Below are 21,340 nucleotides of genomic sequence, written 5' to 3'. Positions count from 1 at the left end.
CCTTTTTCATTAAGGACAAACTGTTGGCTTAGGGCAAAAATGAAGGTAAAAAAAAGTGCACGTATTCGATATCTTCATGATTTTAGTTTAAGGTAAGATTCTTTCCCAGGCAACAAAGTTTTTGCTTAAGGAAACTTTTTCGTCATAAAAAACTGCACCTCCAATCGTTAATGGTCTAACAATTGGGGTACAGTCGGTTACATTCGTTCCACTGGGCTTGTCAGGCAAGTAGGTCCACCTGTTCCCTTATAGGAAATCTCTTCCCCTTCATACTCGTACACAGTCCCACCTGCGTCGAGAAGGCGTTGCTTGGTAATCGGGTTGCCTGCCACGACCATGCACACTCGTGGAGCGAGGGCGAGAACATTGCTGCCCAGATTATCGTACTCATGATCTGGTACTTCAATGAACTGAATGCCTCTGTCGATGAGGAGTTGGCGGAAAAATACGGGCATCAGCTTGGAGTAGACGACTGCCAAATCATGATCGACCATGCTGATAATCGACATCAGATGCAGACATTCCGCAGGACCGCGATCATAAGGAAGCTGTACGACGATGATTTCCTCTGTGAAATTCTTGACCATTTCCGTAATTTGAGCGATAGCCGCTTCGTTTGTACGGAAGCCAAGGCCGATTGCGAGTGTTTTGTCATCCAGCCAGACGAGATCGCCGCCATCTGACAACGCGTCGCCTGTGAGTTGCCCCAGAATTGGGATGTTGTTTTCTTCTAAAAAGGCTTTGTATACTTCGGCTTCTCCCTGACGGAGCTCTTTGCCAGATTTGAGGATGATTGCCCCTTTGGAAGTAAATTTCACCGGGTCATGGGCGTAAATGGAATCCAGTCCAGTTTTATCGGATTGTGGCAAGTGCAGGACGTTTTCTACATGCTCGCGCAAAATTGATTCGAATTTGGCGTATTCATGCAGAGCGCGGTCCCAGTCAGGGCGGTCTGTATAGTTGAAGGTTTTCCACGATTGATCGAGATGTTCTTGGCTGATAAATGCTTGATGGGGATGCTTGATGATGACCGTTTTCATCTTTTTGACCATGGATTGGCTGCCTTGGAACATAGTTGCCTCCCTTTTTCCACATTGCAGAATATTGTTCATATTTCGAAATGTTCACCATTAGTTTACACATTCTGATTTCTGACTGTCAATCTGTGATTCCTCATTCGAGTTTTTTTGCGATTCACAAAATTAGAGCAAATGGTTTAACATAGTTTCATATGAGAAGATAGATAGAAAAGGGGGGATGACCGTGATTCAATCGTTTGATCGAGCGATGGCGATTGCAACGGCACTTTCGTCGGATGAACATAGAAAATGGTGGACGATCAATGATTTAGCGAAGGAATGCCAGCTCCCGGTCAGCACCATTTATCGACTGTTGTACACGTTGATGAAGCATGGACTGGTTGAGCAGGATGCTGCGACCAAGCAATATACGTTGGGGATTAAGTGGATGGAGTTCGGTTTGCGCGTGCTTGATCGGATCGATTATCGCAAAGTGATCAAGCCGATGATCGAGGAGCTCGCCAGAGAAGTAAACGAAAGTGTTTACTTCAGTCAACCTAGCGGACTTGAATCCATTGTCGTCGATCGTGTAGACAGTCAGCATAATATCCGTATCTACGACCAATTGGGCTTGCGGATTCCGATGCATATCGGTGCGGCCAATAAAGTCGTGCTGGCACATATGTCTGTGGAAGAAGCACGACAAACCGTAGTGCAGCTAGTGGGTGAAGAGCAGGTGCCTGCTTTTATGGAGAAGCTCCAGGAGATCAGAGCAGCTGGTCATGCAGTTAGTTTTGCGGAGCGGACGGAAAATACGGCGTCAGTCGCAGCGCCGGTGATTGATTACACCCAAAAGGTAATCGGGGCGTTAAGCATTGGAATTGTTACGTATGATTTGAAGGAGGAACGACTCCAGTATTTGAGTGAACGGGTAAAGGATGTCGCTCACAAAACCTCGCAACGGCTAGGCGGCCTGTCAAAGGCTTGACTGGCCTTTTTTTATGCTCTTTTTCGTTTTATAAATAAAAATTTTGGGAGGTTTTTACATTGTGGGGTTTTCCATTGAACGAGTACGAGAAAGTGTTTCTCTTTCTCCCTTTTTAATCCTTTCCATTTGAAATACCAATACACGCTCCCTTGCAGCAAAAGAAACGCCAAAAGAAAGAACGAAGCCCAGAAAGAATAGAGGGAAAACAGCTTCCATTGCGGGTACAAGAAATTGATCGTAATTACATTTTGACATTCAACTCAGAAAAAATCCATTTGTTCCCTATAAAATTTAGGTTCACTTGTAACATTTCCCTTTCGCTTCCGACTATTTGGCTAAGAACGTAAAAAGAGGAAGCCAGGAGGAAATTTAAAATGAAATCATACGCAACCCAAAAGCTGATGATCACAGTAGGAGCTGCTGCTGTGCTCTTCTCAAGCCCATTGTGGGTAACGCAACCACAAGTAACCGTACAAGCCGCGGCAGCCACATCGACGCAACCCCAGTTGAGCAAAGTAGTCCAGAAAACCGTGGGCAAGCTGAGCAAACACTACCCGGAATTGAAAAACGCGGAAAAGACCATTTCGCGAAACAATCAGATGCGAGATGTCATCCACATCCAATTCCGCATCTTCAGCAACAAGGAGCGGACGAAGGTATCCCTGTATGCGGATGCTAGAATCGATGCAAACAAGGGTACACTGTTGTCCTTCTCTGCCCGGGATATTCCCGGAAAGAAACCCACTGCGCGGCCTACGGAAGCGATGGGAAAAGAAAAAGCACAGAATATCCTGAAGGATTTCAGTGGTGATGCCATTAAGCAATACCGGATAGAAGAGGTAACAGTTGATGGTGAGGGCACAGAGGCTATAGCAAACGTACGCTTCGTCCGTGTCGTGAATCAGATTCCGGTCAAAGACGATGGGTACGTAGTGGCGATCAATGGCGCAGGAAAGCTGGACTATATAAACGCAGGCGAAGCAACAGGATTGCAGATGGACACCAGCAAATTCGCCGCTCCATCAGGGGTTAAGCAACCAGATGTAATCGGCAAGCATTTAGAAGACCTGCTGCACCTCAGCTATCAGCAAAAAGCAAAGGACATTACCGCTGGCTTTCGCCCTGTCTACAGCCCAATTTATACAGGCTATTTGGATGCACGATCAGGAGCCGAGGTAGAGTCCGGATGGACCAGGAAAAATAAGTACGGCAAACCAATCACGGTAACATCTGGAAACCAACGGGTTTTCGCCAAGACAAATGAGGAGATAGCCACAGCACTCTCTACCTTTATTCCTGTTCCAGAAGGAATGGCATTTAAAATGACCAAAGGTGCTCTAGTTCTCGAAGGGGAAAAGGAGTATGATGCCCTGGTTGGCAACAAAAGGTTCTTGGTGAGGACAATGAATGATCAGATAACGTACTTTCATGTATTTGAAAACCCACCAAAGCAGAAGGTGATTACAGAGGTAGCTGCAGAGGAAAAAGCAGTGGCGTTTCTGCAACCGTTTGTAGACGCAGAAGTAACGGAGCTGGTACCACAAATGATTAACAAAGAAGAAGGCAAGCAAGCGTTTCTATTTTTCCCAGTACACCAAGGTATTATGGTGGAGGGCCAGGCCTATTCGGTAAAAGTTGACATGCATACGGGAGACATTGTATCCGCCGGTTTTCCAGAAGCTACTGGTGAATTATCCTATGATGATGCCTCCAATGTCGTAGGGCCGGAGCAAGCCGTACAAGCATTGCTGACAGCAAATTCGCTTACACTGAGCTACGTATTTCCTTCCCCTAACGGACGTTACCAGGCAACACCTGTCCTTGTTTATGAACAGAAAGAAAGAGGCGGAAAGATTGATGCAGTTACAGGTCAATCCATCAAGTAGGGAGCAGGGAGAGGAAATCCAGTGCAGGACACAATCGATTACGAGTCGCGGATCAAAGCGATCTATCGCGAGCACTACCGGGATGTCTATCAATACCTCTACTACTTCACGGGGAAGCGCGAGCATGCGGAGGATTTGACGCAAGAAGTATTTATCCGGGTCTTGGATGCCTTGGGCAGATACGAGGAGCGTTCCAGTGTGAAGACGTGGATTTTACATATTGCCAAGCATGTCGCCATCGATGATTACCGGAAGAGACGGGTGCAAACGCTCTTTGGCATGGAATTGTTAAAAGGGCTACCTTCTCTTCTGGGGAGGCCGGAAGCGGAGCTGGCTTCCAAGGAAGAGCAGCTGGAAATTGAGCAGGCGATGCAGAAAATGAAGCCACATCATCGGAATGTACTGATTTTACGCGGCATCAGGGCTTACAGTATCCGGGAAACGGCGGAAATTCTCGGTACAAGCGAAGCCAAGGTTCGCGTAGATTTTCACCGGGCCACAAAAGAACTCAAAAAAGTTTTGCATGTCGACTGGATAGGAGGGTTGGCTAATGAATACTCCAAATGATGAGCAATTCTTCGCGACTCTTCCTCGGTCAAAGGATGCGGAGCCAAGGAACGAATTCGTAGAAGCACTGGAAGCAAAGCTGGTGCAACGGGCGCGCGCAAAAATGAATCGTCCGAATAGAGTCGGCATCAAGCTGGCGACATGGACGGTTTCCGCTGCAACGGTGGCAGCAGCAGTATGGATGATGGGGGTAACTCCGGAGTTGTTCACACAATCTCGTTTTGAATCGCAATTGGTTCCGCGCTCCTTCTTATCGACAGAAATAAAAGAAGGCGAGTTAAGCCAAGCGGCGATCAGAACGCTGGAAAAGTTGTACGAGAAATATCCTCCATTTCGGGAAGCGGAAAAATCGGTCTCTGTAACGAAAGCCCCCCGAGAGGTATACAACATAGATTTTCGCACGTTCAGCAATAAGGAACGAACAGAAGTGTCGCTATATGCAAGAGTGAAACTAGACGCCAAAAGCGGGGCCTTGCTGGGATTCGATGCAGAGAAAATTCCAGGGCAAGAGAAAATCGAGGGAGCGCCTTCCAAAGAGAGAACAGAGCAACAGGCGAAGGCATTCATGGAATCGTTTCTGGGTAAAAATATGGCACAGTATCGGTTCGAACCATTAGATACGCAAGAGGGAGCGGATGCCGTTTCGCACGACGCTGTCCGATTGCAACGCTACGTAAATGATGTACAGGTAGAAGGGGATTCCTATGTGATCGGCATGAACGATATGGGCCAGATTGGCTACATCAATTCAGGCGATACAACGGGAGTCAATCTGGACATCGGGCAGTTTCAAGCCATAGATGAGTTACCTTCGCTGAAAAAAGCCGAGAGTGGGCTTGCAGAAGTCATGCAGTTGACGTATCAGAGAGTTGGAAAGAAGGATGTGGACTACGTCCTTCGCTATGAAGAAAACTTCTCCGGGTATCTTGACGCGCAGACAGGCAAGGAAGTGAAAACCACCTTGTGGGGTGGGGAGTCCTTTAGCGACAGTATCGCCGTCAAGTCAGGCGGCAAGAAGGCAATGGCTGCGTCGGTAAAAGAGGCTGCGGCTACCATGGAGTTTTTCGGTCAGAAGGTAGAGGGCTATGCGTTTACGGGGAGCAATGTGCCCGCTTATATGATGGGAGACAACGAACGGGAATACGTTGCCAAAAAAGGTCAGCGAATTATGCAGCTGACTACCGTTGATAGTCGGGCGACAGCGTTCAAGATTTCTTATCCTGAGCTTAGAGAAGGTGATACGACACTCACCGTCGCAGAATTGCAGGAGCGTGCAATCTTGTTTTTGGAGCCGTATTTGGATACGCGGGTGAAGTCTGTTCGGATGCAGGAGCAAATTTACGTGATGGGTAGACAGGTTGAACTGAACTTTGTCCGGGAAGTAAACGGCGTATTGGTGCGAGATCAGTATTATAAGGTCACGCTCGACGGGCAGACAGGAGAAATTATCGGGATAAATTTGACATTCCCGCATGAGCAGGAGAGCTTCGCAGATGCGTCCAAGGTGATTTCAGCAGAAGAGGCGTCGCAGGTTTATCTCCAACATAATCCGCTCAGTGCCCGCTATCTATTCCCGCTTGAAAACAATAGGATTCAAGAGCAACCGGTCTTGGTCTATTCGGCAGAAATACTGAAGAGCAATGGGGATGTGGATGCCATTACGGGAGAATGGCTGTCATACGAATAAAGAGAGACACCAGGGGAGACTCCTGGTGTTTTGTTTTGCATAATGCCTTCCCAGAAATTGCATAGTAAAGAATGAGGGGAGGGACAAATGTGGAAGGATTCGGAGAAAGCATGGTCGTCATCGGGCGTGTCTGTACGATTATTCCTTTATTACTGCTGGTCACCTTGTTCATGGGCAAGCGCTCGATTGGGGAGCTGCCTGTTTTTGACTTTATCATCATTATTACATTGGGATCAGTGGCAGGGGCTGACATTGCAGAGCCGGATGTCCGTCACATATCGATCGCATTGGCGATTGTGACGTTGGGTATCTTGCAACGAGTCGTATCGCAGTTGTCCATTGTCTTTCGCTGGTTTGGCAGAATGGTTACATTTGAACCGACCGTCATTTTCTACAACGGAGCTTTTCATGTCAAAAACTTGAAAAAAATCCGCTACTCGCTCGATAATGTCCTTCATATGCTTCGTGAAAAAGACATTTTTGACCTGGCAGAGATTGATTTGGCCATTATCGAGGCGAACGGTCGGTTGACTGTGCTCAAAAAAGTTGAGCAGCAGTTCGTAACGAAACAGGATGTAAACATCCAGACTTCCTCTTCGGGAATGTCGTTGCCTGTCATTGTGGAAGGCAAGATTTATCCGGATGTGCTGTCATACCGGAACCGTGATGAGCAATGGCTTGTGCACGAATTGAAGAAAAAGGGGATCGCGTCCGAACAAGTCTTTCTCGCAACGATCAATCGCAAAAATGAATTGCAGTTCTCCTTGAAAAACGAAAAAGAACCACAAGTACCTCCGTTGCATCATTAGCTATCGAAATGGAAAAAGGCACAGTCCCTCTGCAAAAACTGCAAGAAGTTACTGTGCCTTATACGGGAGCATAATGGTGAACTTGGTTCCTACTCGTGGTTTGCTTGATACATTGACAGTTCCGCCAATCGCATGAATGACATGATAGGAATACGTCAATCCAAGACCGGTTCCAGTTGTTTTCGTAGAAAAATAAATCGTTCCGAGACGGCTGATCTGTCCTGCATCCATGCCGACACCGTTATCTTTGATGACCAACAGTGCTTTGTTTCGCTCGATGAGCAAGTCCAGGGAGACTTTTCCGTCCGAAATATCCGAGCATGCCTCGATGGCATTTTTGATGAAATTCACCAACACTTGCTTGAACTCGTCTGGATTGGCCTTGATCGTCACAGGTCTCTCAAAGTCTTGCAGCGTAAGCTCCACGTTATGCATATTAGCAAAGGGGAGCATCACTTCGCGGATGGCATGCAGATGCTCGCTAACATTAATGATTTCATGCCGTTCCTTGAGCGGCTTGGAAATCGCAAGGTATTCGGTCAAAATGGCTTCTGTCCGTTGGACTTCGTCGAGACTGATGCGTATGTATTGATCGGTTTTTACCAAATTCTCCGGGGATTCCTGTATTAATTTCAAGAAGCCTTTGACAGCTGTCAGCGGATTGCGAACCTCGTGTGCGAGCGATGCAGCAACATGGCTCATCGTCTGGATTTTTTCGTTTTGCGCGTGGCGAATAAACAGCTCCTTATCCGAAACGCATTTGCTGAAAAGCGACATTAATAACCAGAGGCCGAAAAAGTTCTGAATAGGAATCACTATGGTGTAGTAAACGAGGTGTTGAGTTACATACGTGGGAAAAAAGTAATAAGTAGTCCCTAAAGCAACCGTAGAAAAAATCGCACTCGTCATAAAAAGATACAGTGTTTTTCGATAACTGGCTTTGTAGTGTCGATATAAAAAGAGTGACAAGACAAAATTGACTGTAAGGATCAGCAGCGCAACCCATGTTCCTTCTCCACCCAAATAGTACCGATAAACCAAGGCTTCAATCAAAAGGAGCAAGGCAATCTCGATTCCGCCATAAACCAGTCCGAAAAGAATGATGACATGTCGGATATCAAAAAACATGCCATTCGTGACACTCGGGGCGAAGGTCATCGCGAGAAACATGCAGGCTGAGCTAATGATGACAATAAAGGAACGGCTGTAGTTCCTCATTTTGTCACGGTAATAGATGTTGAAAAACACAAACGGGATAATGGCGAAAAACCATTGAAGTATAACTTCTTTTAATAGACTCATGTAGCATCCCCATCGCAAATATTTGCTAGGCTTGTATCAATCTACGATAATTCGACAAGACACAACAAAATCCCTCTTGTTGTACACAAGAAACTGGAATATTTATCAAGAAAATTCTTTCGGTAAACCTAGTTGACAGATAGGTAATTGCCAGATTATATTCTGTATATACTTATACAAACGTTTTGAAAATAGAAACTACTCTTATCAAGAGAAGGCTGAGGGAATGGCCCTATGAAGCCCGGCAACCTAGCACGAGAGATTGTGTTCTTTCGAGCCAAGGTGCTAACTCCAACAGGTAGAATACCTGACAGATAAGAGGCGAGAATCTTGTCGATTTTTGTCCTCTTTCTCTGTGAAAGAGGATTTTTTGCATGTATCATCTGTTTTCAAAGAGAAAAAGGGGGAACATTTGCGATGAAAAAGAAACTGGGATTACTGACTTCACTTGTTGTGGCTGCGTCCGTACTCGTTACAGCATGCGGCGGAGGAACAAGCACCGGAACCGGTAGCACGAACAAGCCGGGTGGAGAGAACGCGAAGAGAATCGCATTAATCATGCGTCAAAACGTAGGGACGTTCTCCGCTCAATACATTAATGGCGTGAAGACAGAGGTGGAGAAAAACGGCGGTGAGTTGACCGTATTCAACGCAGATACCGATCTGGCAAAAATGGCGTCCAACCTCGATGCGGCTGTGAACCAAAAGTTTGATGGCATTCTGATCGACCATGGAACGGCAGAAGCGTTGCAGCAGGGCACGCAAAAGGCCGTGGATAAAAAAATCCCGGTCGTCCTGTTTGATACAGACATCAACATTCCGGGTGTGCCAGTTGTGGCGCAGGATGACAACAAGTTGGCAGAGCTGAGCCTAGAGAAGCTGGCGGCAGATACAAATGGCAAAGGCAACATCGTAAAAATTTGGGTAGCTGGCTTTGCGCCTATGGAAAAACGCCAAGTGACGTATGAAGCTTTCCAGAAGAAATACCCGGACTTGAAAGAGATTGCGGCATTCGGTTCTGCTACCAACAATACGGCACTCGATACACAAACGCAGATGGAAGCGATCTTGAAAAAGTATCCCAACAAAGGCGACATCACAGCAGTATGGGCAGCTTGGGATGAATTTGCCAAAGGGGCGACACGTGCTATCCAGCAAGCAGGTCGTACGGAAATCAAAGTATACTCCATCGATTTGAGCGATGAGGATCTGCAAATGATCCAGGCGGAAAACTCTCCGTGGACAGCGACGGCAGCAGTAGACCCATCCAATATCGGACGCATTCATGCCCAAACCGTGTTCCAAAAAATCAAAGGCGAGCAAGTGCCAGACAACGTGAAGCTGAATCCAGTGCTGGTGAAACAGGAAGACCTGCCGAAGGATAAGAAAGTAACGATGGGCGACCTGTCCCAATACGTACAAGATTGGGGCAAGTAAGAACCAAATTGGCTTTTCCCGTTGATCTGTATCCCGTCAACGGGATTTTTCCTTATAGGGGTTGGAATACGCAGGTAAACAGGAGGTGTGAAAAATGTCCACATTGCAGATGAAAGGGATGGCGAAGCAGTTTTCTGGGGTTCCTGCCCTGCGATCCGTCGATTTTGAGGTGCGCGCTGGAGAGGTTCATGCACTCCTCGGTGCCAATGGCGCGGGAAAGAGTACCCTGATGAAAATTCTCACGGGAGCATACCAGGCAGATGGCGGTGCGATCACCATCGATGGACAGGCCGTGTCGATTCAATCTCCGCAGGACGCCAAAGCACAGGGCATTCAATGTGTCTATCAGGAAGTGGACACCGCCTTGATCCCGTATTTGAGCGTTGCCGAAAACATATTGACGGGCCAGCTCGTCCAGGCGAAAACCAAGGGACTGATCAACTGGCAGAGCCTGTACAACGAATCGAAGCAGATTTTACAAAACCTCGGCTTCTCCATTCCAGTGAAGATGCTCGTCGAAGAATGTACGCTGTCGGAAAAACAATTGATTTTGATAGCACGGGCTACCGTTCAAAAGGCGAAGTACGTCATTTTCGATGAACCGACAGCGCCGTTGAGCACGAAGGAGAGCGAGCGGCTGTTTCAAATCATTGCGCAGTTGAAAAAAGCTGGAGTCGGGATCATTTATATCTCCCACAGGTTGCCGGAAATCTTTGAAATCTGTGATCGGATCACCATCATGCGCGATGGACAGCATGTTGTGACCACAGACACGGCGAAGACTAACATGGATGAAGTGATTGCGAACATGCTGGGCAAAAGCTTTGACGAGGAGTTCCCGAAGCTGGAAGTGCCGATTGGCGAAACGATTTTTGAGGCGTCAGGCGTGGCTGGTGGCAAAGTACGCGGAGTCGACCTGGAGGTTCACGAGGGAGAGATTGTGGGTGTCGTTGGTCTGGTTGGGGCAGGGAAGACTGAGCTCGCCCGATTGCTCTTCGGTGCGGATGAGGCAAAAGCCGGTGCCATTCGATTGCACGGAACACGTATCCAACTGCGCTCGCCAAAAGACGCCGTCGATGCAGGAATCGTACTCGTCCCGGAGGAAAGGCGCAAAGAAGGAATTTTCGTAGAAGAGTCCGTGCAGAACAACCTGTCTGTCGCCTCGTTGAAAAAGAAGTCCTGGCTCGGTTTTATCAAAAGAGGGGCGGAAGCGGCTAACGCAAGAGAGCTCGTGCAGCGCCTTGGTGTAAAAACAGCCGATATCAAGCAGCTGGTCGGTTTCCTCAGTGGCGGAAACCAGCAAAAAGTGGCTATCGGCAAATGGCTGGATACAAACGCTCACCTCTTTATGTTTGACGAGCCGACAAAAGGGGTGGATATCGGTGCGAAAAGCGATATTTACCGCGTGATCGGAAATCTTGCCGAGCAGAAAAAGGGTGTCCTGTATTTCTCCTGTGAGTTTCAGGAAGTCATCGGGATCGCAGACCGAATTCTCGTCATGTTCGAGGGCAAGATCGTGAAGGAATTGAGTCGCGAGGAAGCAACACAAGAGCTGATTATGTACTACGCAAGCGGAGGTGAGTAACGTGGCAGATAAAAAGTTTAGCTTATTTGATTTTGTTTACAAATACGGTACGGTTGCAGTTATCGTTATTGTCATGTTGTTATTCAGTTTGACCAACCCGTATTTCTTCACGTACGACAACTTGACGGACATTCTTCGTTCCATCTCGATTGTGACATTTGTCGCGATTGGCGTTACGTTCTCGCTGATTGTCGGAGGCTTTGACTTGTCCGTAGGATCGACGGTTTCATTGACCACAGTCGTTTCTGCTTCGATGATGGTTTGGTACGAACAAGGAGTTTTCACGACACTGGTTGTTCCGATTGTACTTAGCTTGCTCGTCGGGCTGGTCAACGCCTTCCTGGTCGTGAAAATCCGCATCCCTGATTTGCTGGCTACTCTGGCGATGCTTTACATCGTCAACGGCATTCATATGACGTATTCCCAAGGCTACTCGATCTACGCAAACATGCCGATGCAGGACGGCTCACAGGCTCCGGGAAAATTCCAGGAATGGTTCCTCTGGCTGGGCCAAGGAGAAATTCTTTCCGTACCGGTTCCCGTTATCCTGACCTTTTTACTTGTCGCGATCACGCATGTGTACTTGACCTATACGAGACAGGGACGGATGCTGTACATGACAGGCGGCAATTTGGAAGCAGCCCGTCTGTCGGGGATTCCTGTGAATCGCTATCGTACCTTGGCTTATGTGCTCTCCGCTCTTTTTGCAGGCTTGGGCGGGATGCTCTTGGCAGCGCGGATCGGTACCGGGCAGGTGAGTAGTGGTGGCTCCATGCTAATGGATGCAGTAGCGGCTGCTTTCGTAGGCTTCTCCGTATTCGGTGCAGGAAAGCCAAACGTATTCGGTACATTTGTGGGAGCCATCCTGATCGGAGTGCTGCTCAACGGCATGACAATGCTCAATCTACCGTATTACGCTTACGATATTATTAAGGGAGCGGTTTTGGCGCTGGCCCTAGCTGTGACCTATTATCAACTGCGCAGAAAGCGAAACGCTTAGAATCGTAACGTTCTTCTTGCTTTTCTCTCATCAATTTCTCATCTTCCTATTATTCCCTTCTCTTTTTTGAAGCTTAGTATTGGTCTTACTCAAGTGAGACAAATGCAAAAGCAAATTCAAATAAAGAGAAGGGATGTTGTTTTTATGCGTATACTCGTTGTGCCTTCGGGCTTTAAGGAAAGTTTAGATGCCGAGCAAGCAGCGGAGTGCATGAAAGAAGGAATTTTGCGCGTGCTCCCGCTCTCCCAAGTACAGACACTGCCGATGGTAGACGGAGGAGAAGGCTTTACAAAAGCGATTGTGAAAATTGCGAATGGATCGATTATCGATAAGGAAGTAACAGGCCCCGTAGGAGAAAAGGTTCCTTCCCATTTCGGGATATTCGGATCAAAGACAACAGGTCAAACGGCTGTGATTGAGATGGCGGCAGCAGCGGGACTGCGACTGGTTCCAAGAAGCTTGCGTGATCCGCGCAAAACGACGACTCATGGCGTCGGTGAATTGATCAAAGAGGCGCTGGACATGGGGGCAGAACGTATTTTGCTAGGCTGCGGCGATTCCGGTACTTCCGATGGCGGGGCAGGCATGGCGCAAGCACTTGGTGCGAAATTTTTGGATGCAAGCGGTCAAGAAATCCATATTGAAGGCGGAATCTCACTAGCAAAAGTAACGAAAATCGATGTTTCTGGCATAGACAAAAGACTCAAGCAGGTGCAAATCGATGTGGCTTGCAACTGGTTTAACAAGCTGTGTGGGGAAAACGGAGTCGCTCGCGTGTTTGGCCCGCAAAAGGGAGCGACGCCTGAGCAGGTCGTTGAGCTGGAAGAAGCACTCGAACAATTCGCGGCTATCATCGAGCGGGATTTCGGTATCGACGTCAGAGAAATGCCGGGCAGTGGCGCATCGGGGGGCTTGGGAGCTGGACTGCATGCACTGACTGGTGCGAATCTGTATCCACGCTACGACATCATCATGAAGTACATTGATTTGGATCGAATGCTTCAAGAGACAGACCTTGTGTTTACGGCGGAAGGCAGCATTGATTTTCAAACACCGCGAGGAAAAATTCCAGTGGAAGTGGCCAAGCGGGCGAAGAAGCATGCCCTGCCGGTAGTGGCTTTGGTGGGGACTGTTGGCAAAGGTGCCCGACTCAATTATGAGCACGGAATTGATGCGTACACGAGTATTTTGCCGATGCCGTCAACGTTGGAGGAAGCGTTCACGCATGCGCAGAAATGGCTGACTGATTGCTCGGAAAGCTCCATGAGAACCATTATGGTGGGCCTGCAGCTCGCAAATCGTTTAATGGCGAAGGAGCAAGTATCGTGATTGCACAGACTGTTGCTAAGGAAAGACCTGCCTGGGTCCTTCCGATTGTCCTAATTATGTTCGTTGAATTACTGCTCATGCTGCCGTCTTCCCTGACATTTGAAGCCAAATGGAGCTTGTTTTGCTTCTGTGTCGCTGTGATCCTGTGGACGACAACCTCGCTAAACTCCGCCTATGTAGCAATAGGCTCCGTGCTACTCCTCGTCGTAACAGGAACAGCCGACCAGGAAATTTTGTTCGACTCGCTCGCCTCCGATGTTATTTGGTTAATGATTGGCTCGTTCATTCTCGGTGGTGCACTTCAAGTGACAGGCTTGGCAGGCAAACTCACAGATCTGGTCGTGAGCAAGGCAAAGAACGTCAAAAGCTTGTTTTGGCTCTTGACGGTCGTCGTTCAATTTCTCGCTTTCTTTATCCCGTCTACCTCTGGACGCGCAGCGGTGCTACTGCCTGTTTTCCACTCGCTGACCTCAGAAATCGGGAACAAGCAAATCACGAAAGCTATGGCGATCCTGATTCCGACGATTATTTTAGTATCGACGAGCTCCACCATGATCGGAGCGGGCTCCCATTTTATCGCACTCGATATGCTAAAGGAGTTCAATGGGGAAGGGATTAGCTTTGCGGAGTGGTTGTTGTGGGGACTGCCGTTCGGGATAGTGGCCAGCATCGTGACTTGCCGGATTGTTCTGGTTCTGTTTCTCACCAAAGAAGAGATGCAGCGCCCACTCGCGAGTAAAAAGCTCTCCCTCAGCTTGTCCCGCAACGAAAAATATACGGTTGCTGTGATCGGGGCGATGGTCATTTTCTGGCTGACAGAGCGGTTTCACGGAATCGAGATTGCTACCACGACAGTCGTCGGCGCCTTTCTTTTGACACTCCCCAATGTAGGCGTCATGAAATGGAAGGATGGCGTACAGTCTGTCTCGTGGAACCTGATTCTGTTTGTAGGGGCAGCCATTGCACTTGGAAAGTCGTTGTTGGAGAGCGGCGCGGCAGAGTGGATCATGAAGAAGCTGTTCACGATCACCGAGCAACTGGAAGGGGAATCATCGCTTCTGATCATTGTGGTCATTACTTTGCTGACACTGACATCTCATCTCTACATTACATCGCATACAACGAGAGCCGTCATTCTTGTTCCGCCGCTTCTCTACTTTGCGAGCAGCCTTGATTTGAATGAAGTGACCGTGTTGTTCTTAGGAATCGTTGGCATGAACTACTGCCTGACCTTCCCTGTCAGCTCCAAAGCATTGCTCATGTTCCAGGAAAGCGGCAAGGAGACCTTTTTGCCTAAGGATCTGCTGCGATTGAGCTTGTATGCTGGTGCGGCCCACGCGATACTGATGGTCGTCTTTTATTACGCGTACTGGCAGTGGGTGGGTTTATCGATATAAGTAAAAAATTATATCTTTCGTACGGATTACTCTTTGATCCACAGACAATATTTGCTAAACTCAACTGGATAATGGATGCAAGGCTTAGGAGGATTACATGTCGGAGCGAATATTAATTGTGGAAGATGAAGAGAAAATTGCTCGTGTGATTCAATTAGAGCTGGAATACGAAGGATACGAAAGCGAGATCGCCAAAACAGGGATCGAGGCGCTGGAACAATACAATCAAGGCGGATGGAACTTGATTTTGCTCGATGTACTGCTGCCAGGTTTGTCAGGTATAGAAGTGCTTCGTCGGATTCGGGTAAAGGACTCCTCGACGCCAGTCATTTTGTTGACGGCCAGAAATGCTGTCGTGGACAAAGTAAATGGACTCGATCAAGGAGCGAACGACTACATCACGAAACCTTTTGAAATCGAAGAGCTGCTGGCTCGCATCCGTTCCTGCCTCCGCTTGTCCCAAATGACGAGGAAAGTGGAAGCCAGCTCCAAAGTAGAAGTAGCAGATTTAAGCCTGGATGAAAAATCCCGGGAAGTGACGAGAGGTTCCAGTCAGATCGAGCTGACGCCGCGTGAATTCGATTTGTTGCTTTATCTGATGCAGAATAAAAACCAAGTTCTGAATCGTGAACAGATTCTTACACACGTATGGGGATTTGATTATTTCGGAGACACAAATGTCGTTGACGTATATATCCGTTACCTGCGTAAAAAGGTGGACCAAGGGTATGAAACCCCGCTTTTGCATACAGTACGAGGCGTTGGTTATATGCTGAAGGGGTAGATTATGAAAATCAAAAATAAAATTCATTTGTTCTCCACGGTCGCACTCTTGCTTCTGTTGCTCATGGTCAATAGCTTCATTTACTTCATGTTCTACAAAGTGACAACAGACGGAGAATTGGATCGTCTGCAACGAGAAGTTCTGCATATCCAGAGTGGACTCAATCAGAATGGTGTGGAAAGTTTCGACCCGGCCACGCTGCTGCAGCCATATTTGCCGTCAAACGGGATGATCCGGATTATCGATCAGCAATCGCGGGCTATCGTCACGCAGGAAGTAGACAGCACGCAGCCAATCCCGGCACCGAAGCCCATCTTTGATAGCAAAGCGAGTGACGGTGTCTTCGATGTCAACGGAGCGAAATACGCGTACGTCAAGGTCCCGATCATTTGGACGAATGGAAAAATTGTCACGTTAGAAGTTATTGAAAGTATTGCGGGTTTGCAAGAAAATTTGAGCTTGCTGCAAAACGTTCTGTTTTTTGCATCGCTGTTCGTGTTGATTCCTGCTTTTTTTGCCGGACGCATGTTGAGCAATCTGATTTTACGACCAGTCAACTCGATGATTCAAACGATGGAAGACATTCAAGCGCGCAGTATTTTTAAGAAAATACCGCTTGAGCACACATCCAAAGATGAATTGCACGCGTTAGGAAGTACCTTTAACAAGATGATGGATTTATTACAGCAAAACTTCGAGAAGCAGCAGCAGTTCGTCTCAGATGCTTCCCATGAATTGAAAACGCCGCTGACCGTAGTAGAAAGCTATGCGAAGCTATTGAAGCGTTGGGGGACGAAAAAGCCTGAGGTTTTGGCAGAGTCGGTGGAAGCGATCTATTCGGAAGCCGTGCGCATGAAGGATATGACCAATCAAATGCTTCTTCTCGCCAACAATAGCGCCGAATGGAATCTGGATGTCAAAGAAATCGACATGGTCTCTATGTGCCAAACGACCATTGCACAATTGACCAATGCGTATGGCAGGTCCTTTCAACTGGGCGTAAACCATGAATCGGTTCCTGTAATGGCCGATGAACAAAAACTAAAACAAGTGCTCGTCGTTTTACTCGACAATGCGATGAAATACAGCTCGAATGAAATTGAGGTTGGGGTGGGGCTTCAAGGGGATCGCCCATACATCTCAGTGAAGGATTACGGAATGGGGATTCCGCAAGAAGATTTGCAGCATGTTTTTGATCGTTTCTTCCGTGTAGACAAAGCCCGCAGCCGCGAAACAGGGGGCGTAGGACTCGGTCTTTCCATTGCCAAACAGATCGTCGATGCCCATCAAGGCGATATTGCACTCGATAGTGAAGAAGGGAAATGGACGCTCGTGACCGTTTTTCTGCCGGGGCCGGCTAAGAAATAGCAGGAGGTACGTATGAATAAAAAATGGAAAATAGGGCTGCTGGCGAGTTTTCTGTTAGTCACTACGGCATTTGGCATGCAACGGATCTTCGCGAGCATGGATTTGCAGTCATTGTCAGAGGAGGAAGTCAAACAGATCGTGACGACCCGCTACCCGGGAAAGATTGAATCGATCTCCATGACAGATGTAGGAGAAAACAGCATTTACAATCTCCAACTCCTCAATGAGCGTGGAACATATAGTGTGATGGTGAATGCACATACGGGCGAGATTATTGATTTGAAGGAGCTCTCCTTGGTCGCAGCCACTGCACAGCCGAAGGCAAACGAAACGGCGACGAATCCAACGCAGCCGGGTTCAACTCCGACAGCCAGCACAGCGCCGCAACCAAATAACGGCGGGAAGGATGCTTCAGGCAACGCGACCAAGCCAGCAGGGACGGGGAAACCAGCTACAACCCACTCCCAAACACAGCAGCAGCCAAAGCCGAATCAAAGCTCGAATCCATCAGCGCAGCCACAGACCAAAATTACCGAACAGCAAGCGAAACAGATTGCGACGGAAAGAACAAGTGGCGGCAAGATCGATGATGTTGATTTAATCGAGACAAAGAGTGGAGCAGTCTATCGGGTGATCACGAAAAAAGACTCCAAAACGGTAGATGTACGCATACATGCTATTACCGGAAAAGTGCTTTCGACGACCACCATCGACAATAGCTCTACCGATGATGATGACGATGACGATGATGATCAGACACCAGCCGATAAAAATGGCAGTGCTCCGGCAGATACTTCTACAAGTGGTGACACCAACTCCGTCGACAACGACGATGATTTGGATGATGGTGATGATGATTAGGATTTGGAATTCATTTAGAGAAAGCCGTCAGTGTCTGCATTGACGGTTTTTTTCGTTCGGGAGAAAAGTGATGATTACATATCCGACGGAAGCGACCTGTCCCTATCCCCGTTTATCGGCTCAAATACACGTGTTCAGAGTGGTATAACTATGTCATCGCCATAACAAATCAGCCGGGTCGTAGCGTACAGTGAAACTGCAAATACTCTTTGACGTAGAAAGAAAAGAAGGGAGAGGATGTACCTGTTTTTTGTTGGATTAACGCTTTGCATGATCGCATGGATAGCGGGAGGCGTATTTCTGTATCAAGGGGATTATGTAACGGGAGGAGTCCTGATCGTTGTTGGGCTTCTTGTATTGATTAGCATGTTCCTCTATTACTCAACAAATAGGAGAAAGCGTAAAAGTAGCATGTTTGATTGCAACTATCTTCCAGTCGATTGTCCAGATTGTGATGCACCAGATTGTGATTGCGATTGTAAGCCAGATTGAGGGAGTTGATGAAGATCAATACGCAGTGGATTCCCTGTCATCGGCGACCAGATCGTTCCTTTTATATCGGTGGTAAGCAAATGCCGCTATGTGCCAGATGTGTTTCAATACTAGCGGGATACCTGCTGGCGCCTGTTTTTGCAGGGATGCATATCGTGACCTCTTACTATTTGATTGAATTCCTATTATTGCCGATGCTGATGGATGGCTTTACCCAACAATGGAAGTGGCGAACAAGCAATAACAAGCTGCGATTTTTCACAGGGTTCAGTTTTGGAGTCGGACAGTCTTTACTCATTTCCAATGTCGTTTGGTTTTTGGTAGAGAGACTCAGGTGAAGCGATATGCCACTATGTACACAAAAATTTCAATATTATGGTAATCCTTTCACCTGGGACATCCCTCCTATATAATACTGGTGGGGGGATATTAGTGATCCATTATAAGACATACATATGTGGTGAAGATTGCGAATGGGTGACTTTTGTCCATGGGGCAGGGGGCAGCTCATCGATTTGGTTTAAACAACTTAAGGCATACAAAGAGAATTTCAATGTTCTTCTAGTAGATATGCGTGGTCACGGAAAATCTAAAAACATCCCAGGCAAGCTGTTCAAAACATACACCTTTGATGATGTCAGCAGAGATATCATAGAGGTTTTGGATCATTTAAAAATCACTTCCACCCATTTTGTGGGGATTTCCTTGGGGACGATCATTGTGCAGATTATTTCGGAGCAGGCCCCCGAGAGAATGCGTTCGATGGTTTTGGCAGGAGCTGTGACGCATATGAACGTGCGGTCGCGGGTGCTAATCACGCTGGGGAATATGGTCAAACATTTCATCCCGTACATGTGGCTGTATCGACTGTTTGCATGGGTGATCATGCCGAGCAAGCGTCATAAAGAATCGCGCTCCTTGTTTATCCGCGAAGCCAAAAAGCTTTGTCAAAAAGAATTCAAGAGATGGTTTAAGCTGACAAAAGGCATTAATCGATTCCTAGGAACCCTCTTTGATAAAGAGCCTCCTATCCCTACCTTGTTTATTATGGGTGACGAAGACCATATGTTTTTGCCGTTCGTCCAGATGCGTGTGAAAAAAAGACAATTTGCACAGTTGAGTCTAGTCGCTGACTGCGGCCATGTCGTCAATGTCGACCAGCCGGAAGAATTTAACCGAATCTCCATCGGGTTTATTCAAAAGCAGTCGACAATAGCGCAAGGAATGTATGCATGGAATCCAGCATAGCTTCGTAAGATAAGAGCCGCAGAGGATGCTTCTGGGGTTCTTTGTTTTTTCTTCGGTTGCGATTGGTGAAGGAAAATGTTCCAATGTGAGTATGAATAAGGGAAATAATTATATTTGTAGACAGGAGGGAGACACATGTCGATTCAAAATGAACATGATTTGCTGTGCTTGAAACGGATCGGTAGTATTGTGGCAGAGGCAAGAGAGACGATGATTAGGGCCGTGAGAGCAGGTGTGACTACAAAAGAACTCGACCAAATTGGCGGAGAGATATTGGCAAAGTACGGAGCGCGGTCTGCACCGAATATCACCTATGATTTTCCAGGGCATACGTGCATCAGTGTCAATCACATTGTTGCGCATGGCATCCCTGATGATACGGTCCTGCAAAATGGCGATATCATCAATATCGATGTCTCGGCAGAGCTGGATGGATACTTTGCCGATACAGGTGCTTCTATCGTGGTAGGAGAAGGCGAGCCTGAAAAGCAATCTTTATGCCGATGCGCCGAGGAGTCTCTGTATAAGGCATTGGATGCGGTAAAGGCAGGATCGAAGCTAAGCCAGATTGGTCGCGTTGTTCACCAGGAGGCCAGGAAAAAAGGCTTTACAGTCGTCAAAAACCTTACGGGTCATGGCATCGGTAAAAGCTTGCATGAAGAGCCTGCTTACATTTTGAATTACTATGACAAAAAGGATAGACGCTTGCTCACAGAAGGTCTCGTGTTGGCGATTGAAACATTCATTTCAACGGGGACGGAATATGTGGACGATGGCAGGGACGGTTGGGCGCTTATTACGCCTGATAAGAGTTATGTAGCTCAATACGAGCACACTATCGTTGTAACGAAGGGGAAGCCAATTATTTTAACAGCTTGATAGCAGGGAGACCTCATATTGTTGAGGTCTTTTTTTGTGAAGAAAAACTTGCAGAATAGCCAATGATTGTATATTCTTTATATAAGAATATATGTTCGTATTTTGTGGAGGAGGTTTCTTGCCATGAATCGGTGCGGCTGGGTGAATCAGGACCCTATTTATATGGATTATCACGATCACGAGTGGGGAGTTCCTATCTATGAAGATCGTTTGCTCTTTGAATATTTGAATTTGGAAGGTGCTCAAGCCGGACTGAGCTGGTACACGATCTTGAAGAAGCGGGAAAATTATCGAAGAGCGTTTGATAACTTTGAAGCGGAGAAAATCGTTCAATACGATGAAGCCAAGATCGAGCAATTACTGACAGACGAAGGAATCGTTCGAAACAGGCTGAAGATTCGCGGCGTCGTGAAGAACGCCCACGCGTATTTGCGGGTTGTGGAGGAGTTTGGGTCCTTTAGCAGCTATATCTGGTCGTTTGTAGGCGGCAAGCCGATTCATAATCATTTTCAAGAAATGAAGGATGTGCCTGCTTCTACCGAAATCAGTGACAAGATGAGCAAGGACTTGAAAAAGCGCGGTTTTACGTTTGTCGGTTCAACCATTTGCTACGCCTTTATGCAAGCAGTCGGCATGGTCAATGATCACGTAGCGACATGTGATCTCTACCAAAAAAACTAGGACGAGCTTACGGAGAGGGGA

19 protein-coding genes, 1 pseudogene and 1 riboswitch are annotated in these 21,340 nt (G+C 47.4%); of the genes and pseudogenes, 17 read left to right on the top strand and 3 right to left on the bottom strand.

Translation table 11 applies throughout. The annotated features are described in order from the left end of the window. Nucleotides 1–197: 197 nt before the first annotated feature. Nucleotides 198–1,073 carry a dimethylarginine dimethylaminohydrolase family protein gene (locus ACQ5DJ_RS00480; protein WP_429840714.1) on the bottom strand — a complete coding sequence of 292 codons (876 nt, stop codon included), beginning with the start codon at nucleotides 1,071–1,073 and terminating at the stop codon, nucleotides 198–200. 190 nt (nucleotides 1,074–1,263) lie between these two features. On the opposite strand from ACQ5DJ_RS00480, the gene ACQ5DJ_RS00475 reads away from it, so the two are divergent. After that, nucleotides 1,264–2,007, top strand: a complete 744-nt coding sequence (locus ACQ5DJ_RS00475; RefSeq protein WP_429840713.1) for an IclR family transcriptional regulator — start codon at nucleotides 1,264–1,266, stop codon at nucleotides 2,005–2,007. Nucleotides 2,008–2,108: 101 nt separating this feature from the next. On the opposite strand, the pseudogene ACQ5DJ_RS00470 reads toward ACQ5DJ_RS00475, so the two are convergent. After that, a pseudogene (locus tag ACQ5DJ_RS00470) lies at nucleotides 2,109–2,243 on the bottom strand (general stress protein); the annotation flags it as partial. Nucleotides 2,244–2,381: 138 nt separating this feature from the next. On the opposite strand from ACQ5DJ_RS00470, the gene ACQ5DJ_RS00465 reads away from it, so the two are divergent. The 4 genes from ACQ5DJ_RS00465 to ACQ5DJ_RS00450 all read left to right on the top strand — a co-directional run bounded on the left by ACQ5DJ_RS00465 (nucleotide 2,382) and on the right by ACQ5DJ_RS00450 (nucleotide 6,956). Continuing rightward, nucleotides 2,382–3,893: a YcdB/YcdC domain-containing protein gene (locus ACQ5DJ_RS00465; protein ID WP_429840712.1), complete on the top strand. Its 1,512-nt coding sequence runs from the start codon at nucleotides 2,382–2,384 to the stop codon at nucleotides 3,891–3,893. A gap of 21 nt (nucleotides 3,894–3,914) precedes the next feature. After that, the gene (locus tag ACQ5DJ_RS00460) at nucleotides 3,915–4,460 is read left to right on the top strand and encodes an RNA polymerase sigma factor (protein WP_429840711.1); all 546 of its coding nucleotides are present in this window, start codon (nucleotides 3,915–3,917) and stop codon (nucleotides 4,458–4,460) included. Beyond that, nucleotides 4,444–6,147: a hypothetical protein gene (locus tag ACQ5DJ_RS00455; RefSeq protein WP_429840710.1), complete on the top strand. Its 1,704-nt coding sequence runs from the start codon at nucleotides 4,444–4,446 to the stop codon at nucleotides 6,145–6,147. Before ACQ5DJ_RS00460 ends, ACQ5DJ_RS00455 begins: the two co-directional genes overlap by 17 nt. An 89-nt stretch (nucleotides 6,148–6,236) precedes the next feature. Beyond that, the gene (locus tag ACQ5DJ_RS00450; RefSeq protein WP_429840709.1) at nucleotides 6,237–6,956 is read left to right on the top strand and encodes a DUF421 domain-containing protein; all 720 of its coding nucleotides are present in this window, start codon (nucleotides 6,237–6,239) and stop codon (nucleotides 6,954–6,956) included. 48 nt (nucleotides 6,957–7,004) lie between these two features. Here ACQ5DJ_RS00450 and ACQ5DJ_RS00445 read toward each other — a convergent pair whose 3' ends face one another. Next, the gene (locus ACQ5DJ_RS00445; RefSeq protein WP_429840708.1) at nucleotides 7,005–8,258 is read right to left on the bottom strand and encodes an ATP-binding protein; all 1,254 of its coding nucleotides are present in this window, start codon (nucleotides 8,256–8,258) and stop codon (nucleotides 7,005–7,007) included. A 201-nt stretch (nucleotides 8,259–8,459) separates the two neighbouring features. After that, nucleotides 8,460–8,579, top strand: a riboswitch (SAM riboswitch). A gap of 96 nt (nucleotides 8,580–8,675) precedes the next feature. Here ACQ5DJ_RS00445 and ACQ5DJ_RS00440 point away from each other — a divergent pair. The 12 genes from ACQ5DJ_RS00440 to ACQ5DJ_RS00385 all read left to right on the top strand — a co-directional run bounded on the left by ACQ5DJ_RS00440 (nucleotide 8,676) and on the right by ACQ5DJ_RS00385 (nucleotide 21,319). After that, entirely contained in the window at nucleotides 8,676–9,695 is a 1,020-nt protein-coding gene (locus ACQ5DJ_RS00440) for a sugar ABC transporter substrate-binding protein (protein ID WP_429840707.1), read from the top strand. A gap of 94 nt (nucleotides 9,696–9,789) precedes the next feature. Continuing rightward, nucleotides 9,790–11,280: a sugar ABC transporter ATP-binding protein gene (locus ACQ5DJ_RS00435; RefSeq protein WP_429840706.1), complete on the top strand. Its 1,491-nt coding sequence runs from the start codon at nucleotides 9,790–9,792 to the stop codon at nucleotides 11,278–11,280. 1 nt (nucleotide 11,281) lies between these two features. Further along, complete coding sequence (locus tag ACQ5DJ_RS00430) at nucleotides 11,282–12,280, top strand: ABC transporter permease (protein WP_429840705.1); 999 nt, start codon at nucleotides 11,282–11,284, stop codon at nucleotides 12,278–12,280. A gap of 144 nt (nucleotides 12,281–12,424) precedes the next feature. Further along, nucleotides 12,425–13,609: a glycerate kinase family protein gene (locus ACQ5DJ_RS00425; RefSeq protein WP_429840704.1), complete on the top strand. Its 1,185-nt coding sequence runs from the start codon at nucleotides 12,425–12,427 to the stop codon at nucleotides 13,607–13,609. Between the two features lie 56 nt (nucleotides 13,610–13,665). Beyond that, the gene (locus ACQ5DJ_RS00420) at nucleotides 13,666–15,006 is read left to right on the top strand and encodes an SLC13 family permease (RefSeq protein ID WP_429840832.1); all 1,341 of its coding nucleotides are present in this window, start codon (nucleotides 13,666–13,668) and stop codon (nucleotides 15,004–15,006) included. A gap of 97 nt (nucleotides 15,007–15,103) precedes the next feature. Next, on the top strand, nucleotides 15,104–15,790 hold the full coding sequence (locus ACQ5DJ_RS00415; RefSeq protein ID WP_429840703.1) for a response regulator transcription factor: 687 nt from the start codon (nucleotides 15,104–15,106) through the stop codon (nucleotides 15,788–15,790). Between the two features lie 3 nt (nucleotides 15,791–15,793). Continuing rightward, nucleotides 15,794–17,158, top strand: a complete 1,365-nt coding sequence (locus tag ACQ5DJ_RS00410; protein WP_429840702.1) for a HAMP domain-containing sensor histidine kinase — start codon at nucleotides 15,794–15,796, stop codon at nucleotides 17,156–17,158. A gap of 12 nt (nucleotides 17,159–17,170) precedes the next feature. Beyond that, nucleotides 17,171–18,019, top strand: coding sequence for a PepSY domain-containing protein (locus ACQ5DJ_RS00405; RefSeq protein WP_429840701.1), 849 nt, complete (start codon nucleotides 17,171–17,173; stop codon nucleotides 18,017–18,019). A gap of 500 nt (nucleotides 18,020–18,519) precedes the next feature. Continuing rightward, the gene (locus ACQ5DJ_RS00400; RefSeq protein WP_429840700.1) at nucleotides 18,520–18,849 is read left to right on the top strand and encodes a DUF2085 domain-containing protein; all 330 of its coding nucleotides are present in this window, start codon (nucleotides 18,520–18,522) and stop codon (nucleotides 18,847–18,849) included. A gap of 94 nt (nucleotides 18,850–18,943) precedes the next feature. Further along, nucleotides 18,944–19,759, top strand: coding sequence for an alpha/beta fold hydrolase (locus ACQ5DJ_RS00395; protein ID WP_429840699.1), 816 nt, complete (start codon nucleotides 18,944–18,946; stop codon nucleotides 19,757–19,759). 135 nt (nucleotides 19,760–19,894) lie between these two features. Further along, nucleotides 19,895–20,638, top strand: coding sequence for a type I methionyl aminopeptidase (map, locus tag ACQ5DJ_RS00390; protein WP_429840698.1), 744 nt, complete (start codon nucleotides 19,895–19,897; stop codon nucleotides 20,636–20,638). Between the two features lie 123 nt (nucleotides 20,639–20,761). Continuing rightward, entirely contained in the window at nucleotides 20,762–21,319 is a 558-nt protein-coding gene (locus ACQ5DJ_RS00385; RefSeq protein ID WP_429840697.1) for a DNA-3-methyladenine glycosylase I, read from the top strand. Nucleotides 21,320–21,340 lie beyond the last annotated feature (21 nt).

Origin of the sequence: Brevibacillus sp. FIR094 (genome assembly GCF_050477165.1) — a bacterium.
In the GTDB taxonomy this organism is placed as follows: Bacteria; Bacillota; Bacilli; order Brevibacillales; family Brevibacillaceae; genus Brevibacillus.
Note: the sequence above shows the minus strand (reverse complement) of the source record. Positions and strands in the feature narration are given on the sequence as shown.

What these genes read in the sequence shown, in the direction of transcription:
- ACQ5DJ_RS00480 (WP_429840714.1), bottom strand. Translation starts at nt 1,073, where the DNA reads ATGTTCCAAGGCAGCCAATCCATGGTCAAAAAGATGAAAACGGTCATC.
- ACQ5DJ_RS00465 (WP_429840712.1), top strand. Translation starts at nt 2,382, where the DNA reads ATGAAATCATACGCAACCCAAAAGCTGATGATCACAGTAGGAGCTGCT.
- ACQ5DJ_RS00455 (WP_429840710.1), top strand. Translation starts at nt 4,444, where the DNA reads ATGAATACTCCAAATGATGAGCAATTCTTCGCGACTCTTCCTCGGTCA.
- ACQ5DJ_RS00445 (WP_429840708.1), bottom strand. Translation starts at nt 8,258, where the DNA reads ATGAGTCTATTAAAAGAAGTTATACTTCAATGGTTTTTCGCCATTATC.
- ACQ5DJ_RS00440 (WP_429840707.1), top strand. Translation starts at nt 8,676, where the DNA reads ATGAAAAAGAAACTGGGATTACTGACTTCACTTGTTGTGGCTGCGTCC.
- ACQ5DJ_RS00435 (WP_429840706.1), top strand. Translation starts at nt 9,790, where the DNA reads ATGTCCACATTGCAGATGAAAGGGATGGCGAAGCAGTTTTCTGGGGTT.
- ACQ5DJ_RS00425 (WP_429840704.1), top strand. Translation starts at nt 12,425, where the DNA reads ATGCGTATACTCGTTGTGCCTTCGGGCTTTAAGGAAAGTTTAGATGCC.
- ACQ5DJ_RS00420 (WP_429840832.1), top strand. Translation starts at nt 13,666, where the DNA reads ATGTTCGTTGAATTACTGCTCATGCTGCCGTCTTCCCTGACATTTGAA.
- ACQ5DJ_RS00415 (WP_429840703.1), top strand. Translation starts at nt 15,104, where the DNA reads ATGTCGGAGCGAATATTAATTGTGGAAGATGAAGAGAAAATTGCTCGT.
- ACQ5DJ_RS00410 (WP_429840702.1), top strand. Translation starts at nt 15,794, where the DNA reads ATGAAAATCAAAAATAAAATTCATTTGTTCTCCACGGTCGCACTCTTG.
- ACQ5DJ_RS00405 (WP_429840701.1), top strand. Translation starts at nt 17,171, where the DNA reads ATGAATAAAAAATGGAAAATAGGGCTGCTGGCGAGTTTTCTGTTAGTC.
- ACQ5DJ_RS00400 (WP_429840700.1), top strand. Translation starts at nt 18,520, where the DNA reads ATGAAGATCAATACGCAGTGGATTCCCTGTCATCGGCGACCAGATCGT.
- map (WP_429840698.1), top strand. Translation starts at nt 19,895, where the DNA reads ATGTCGATTCAAAATGAACATGATTTGCTGTGCTTGAAACGGATCGGT.
- ACQ5DJ_RS00385 (WP_429840697.1), top strand. Translation starts at nt 20,762, where the DNA reads ATGAATCGGTGCGGCTGGGTGAATCAGGACCCTATTTATATGGATTAT.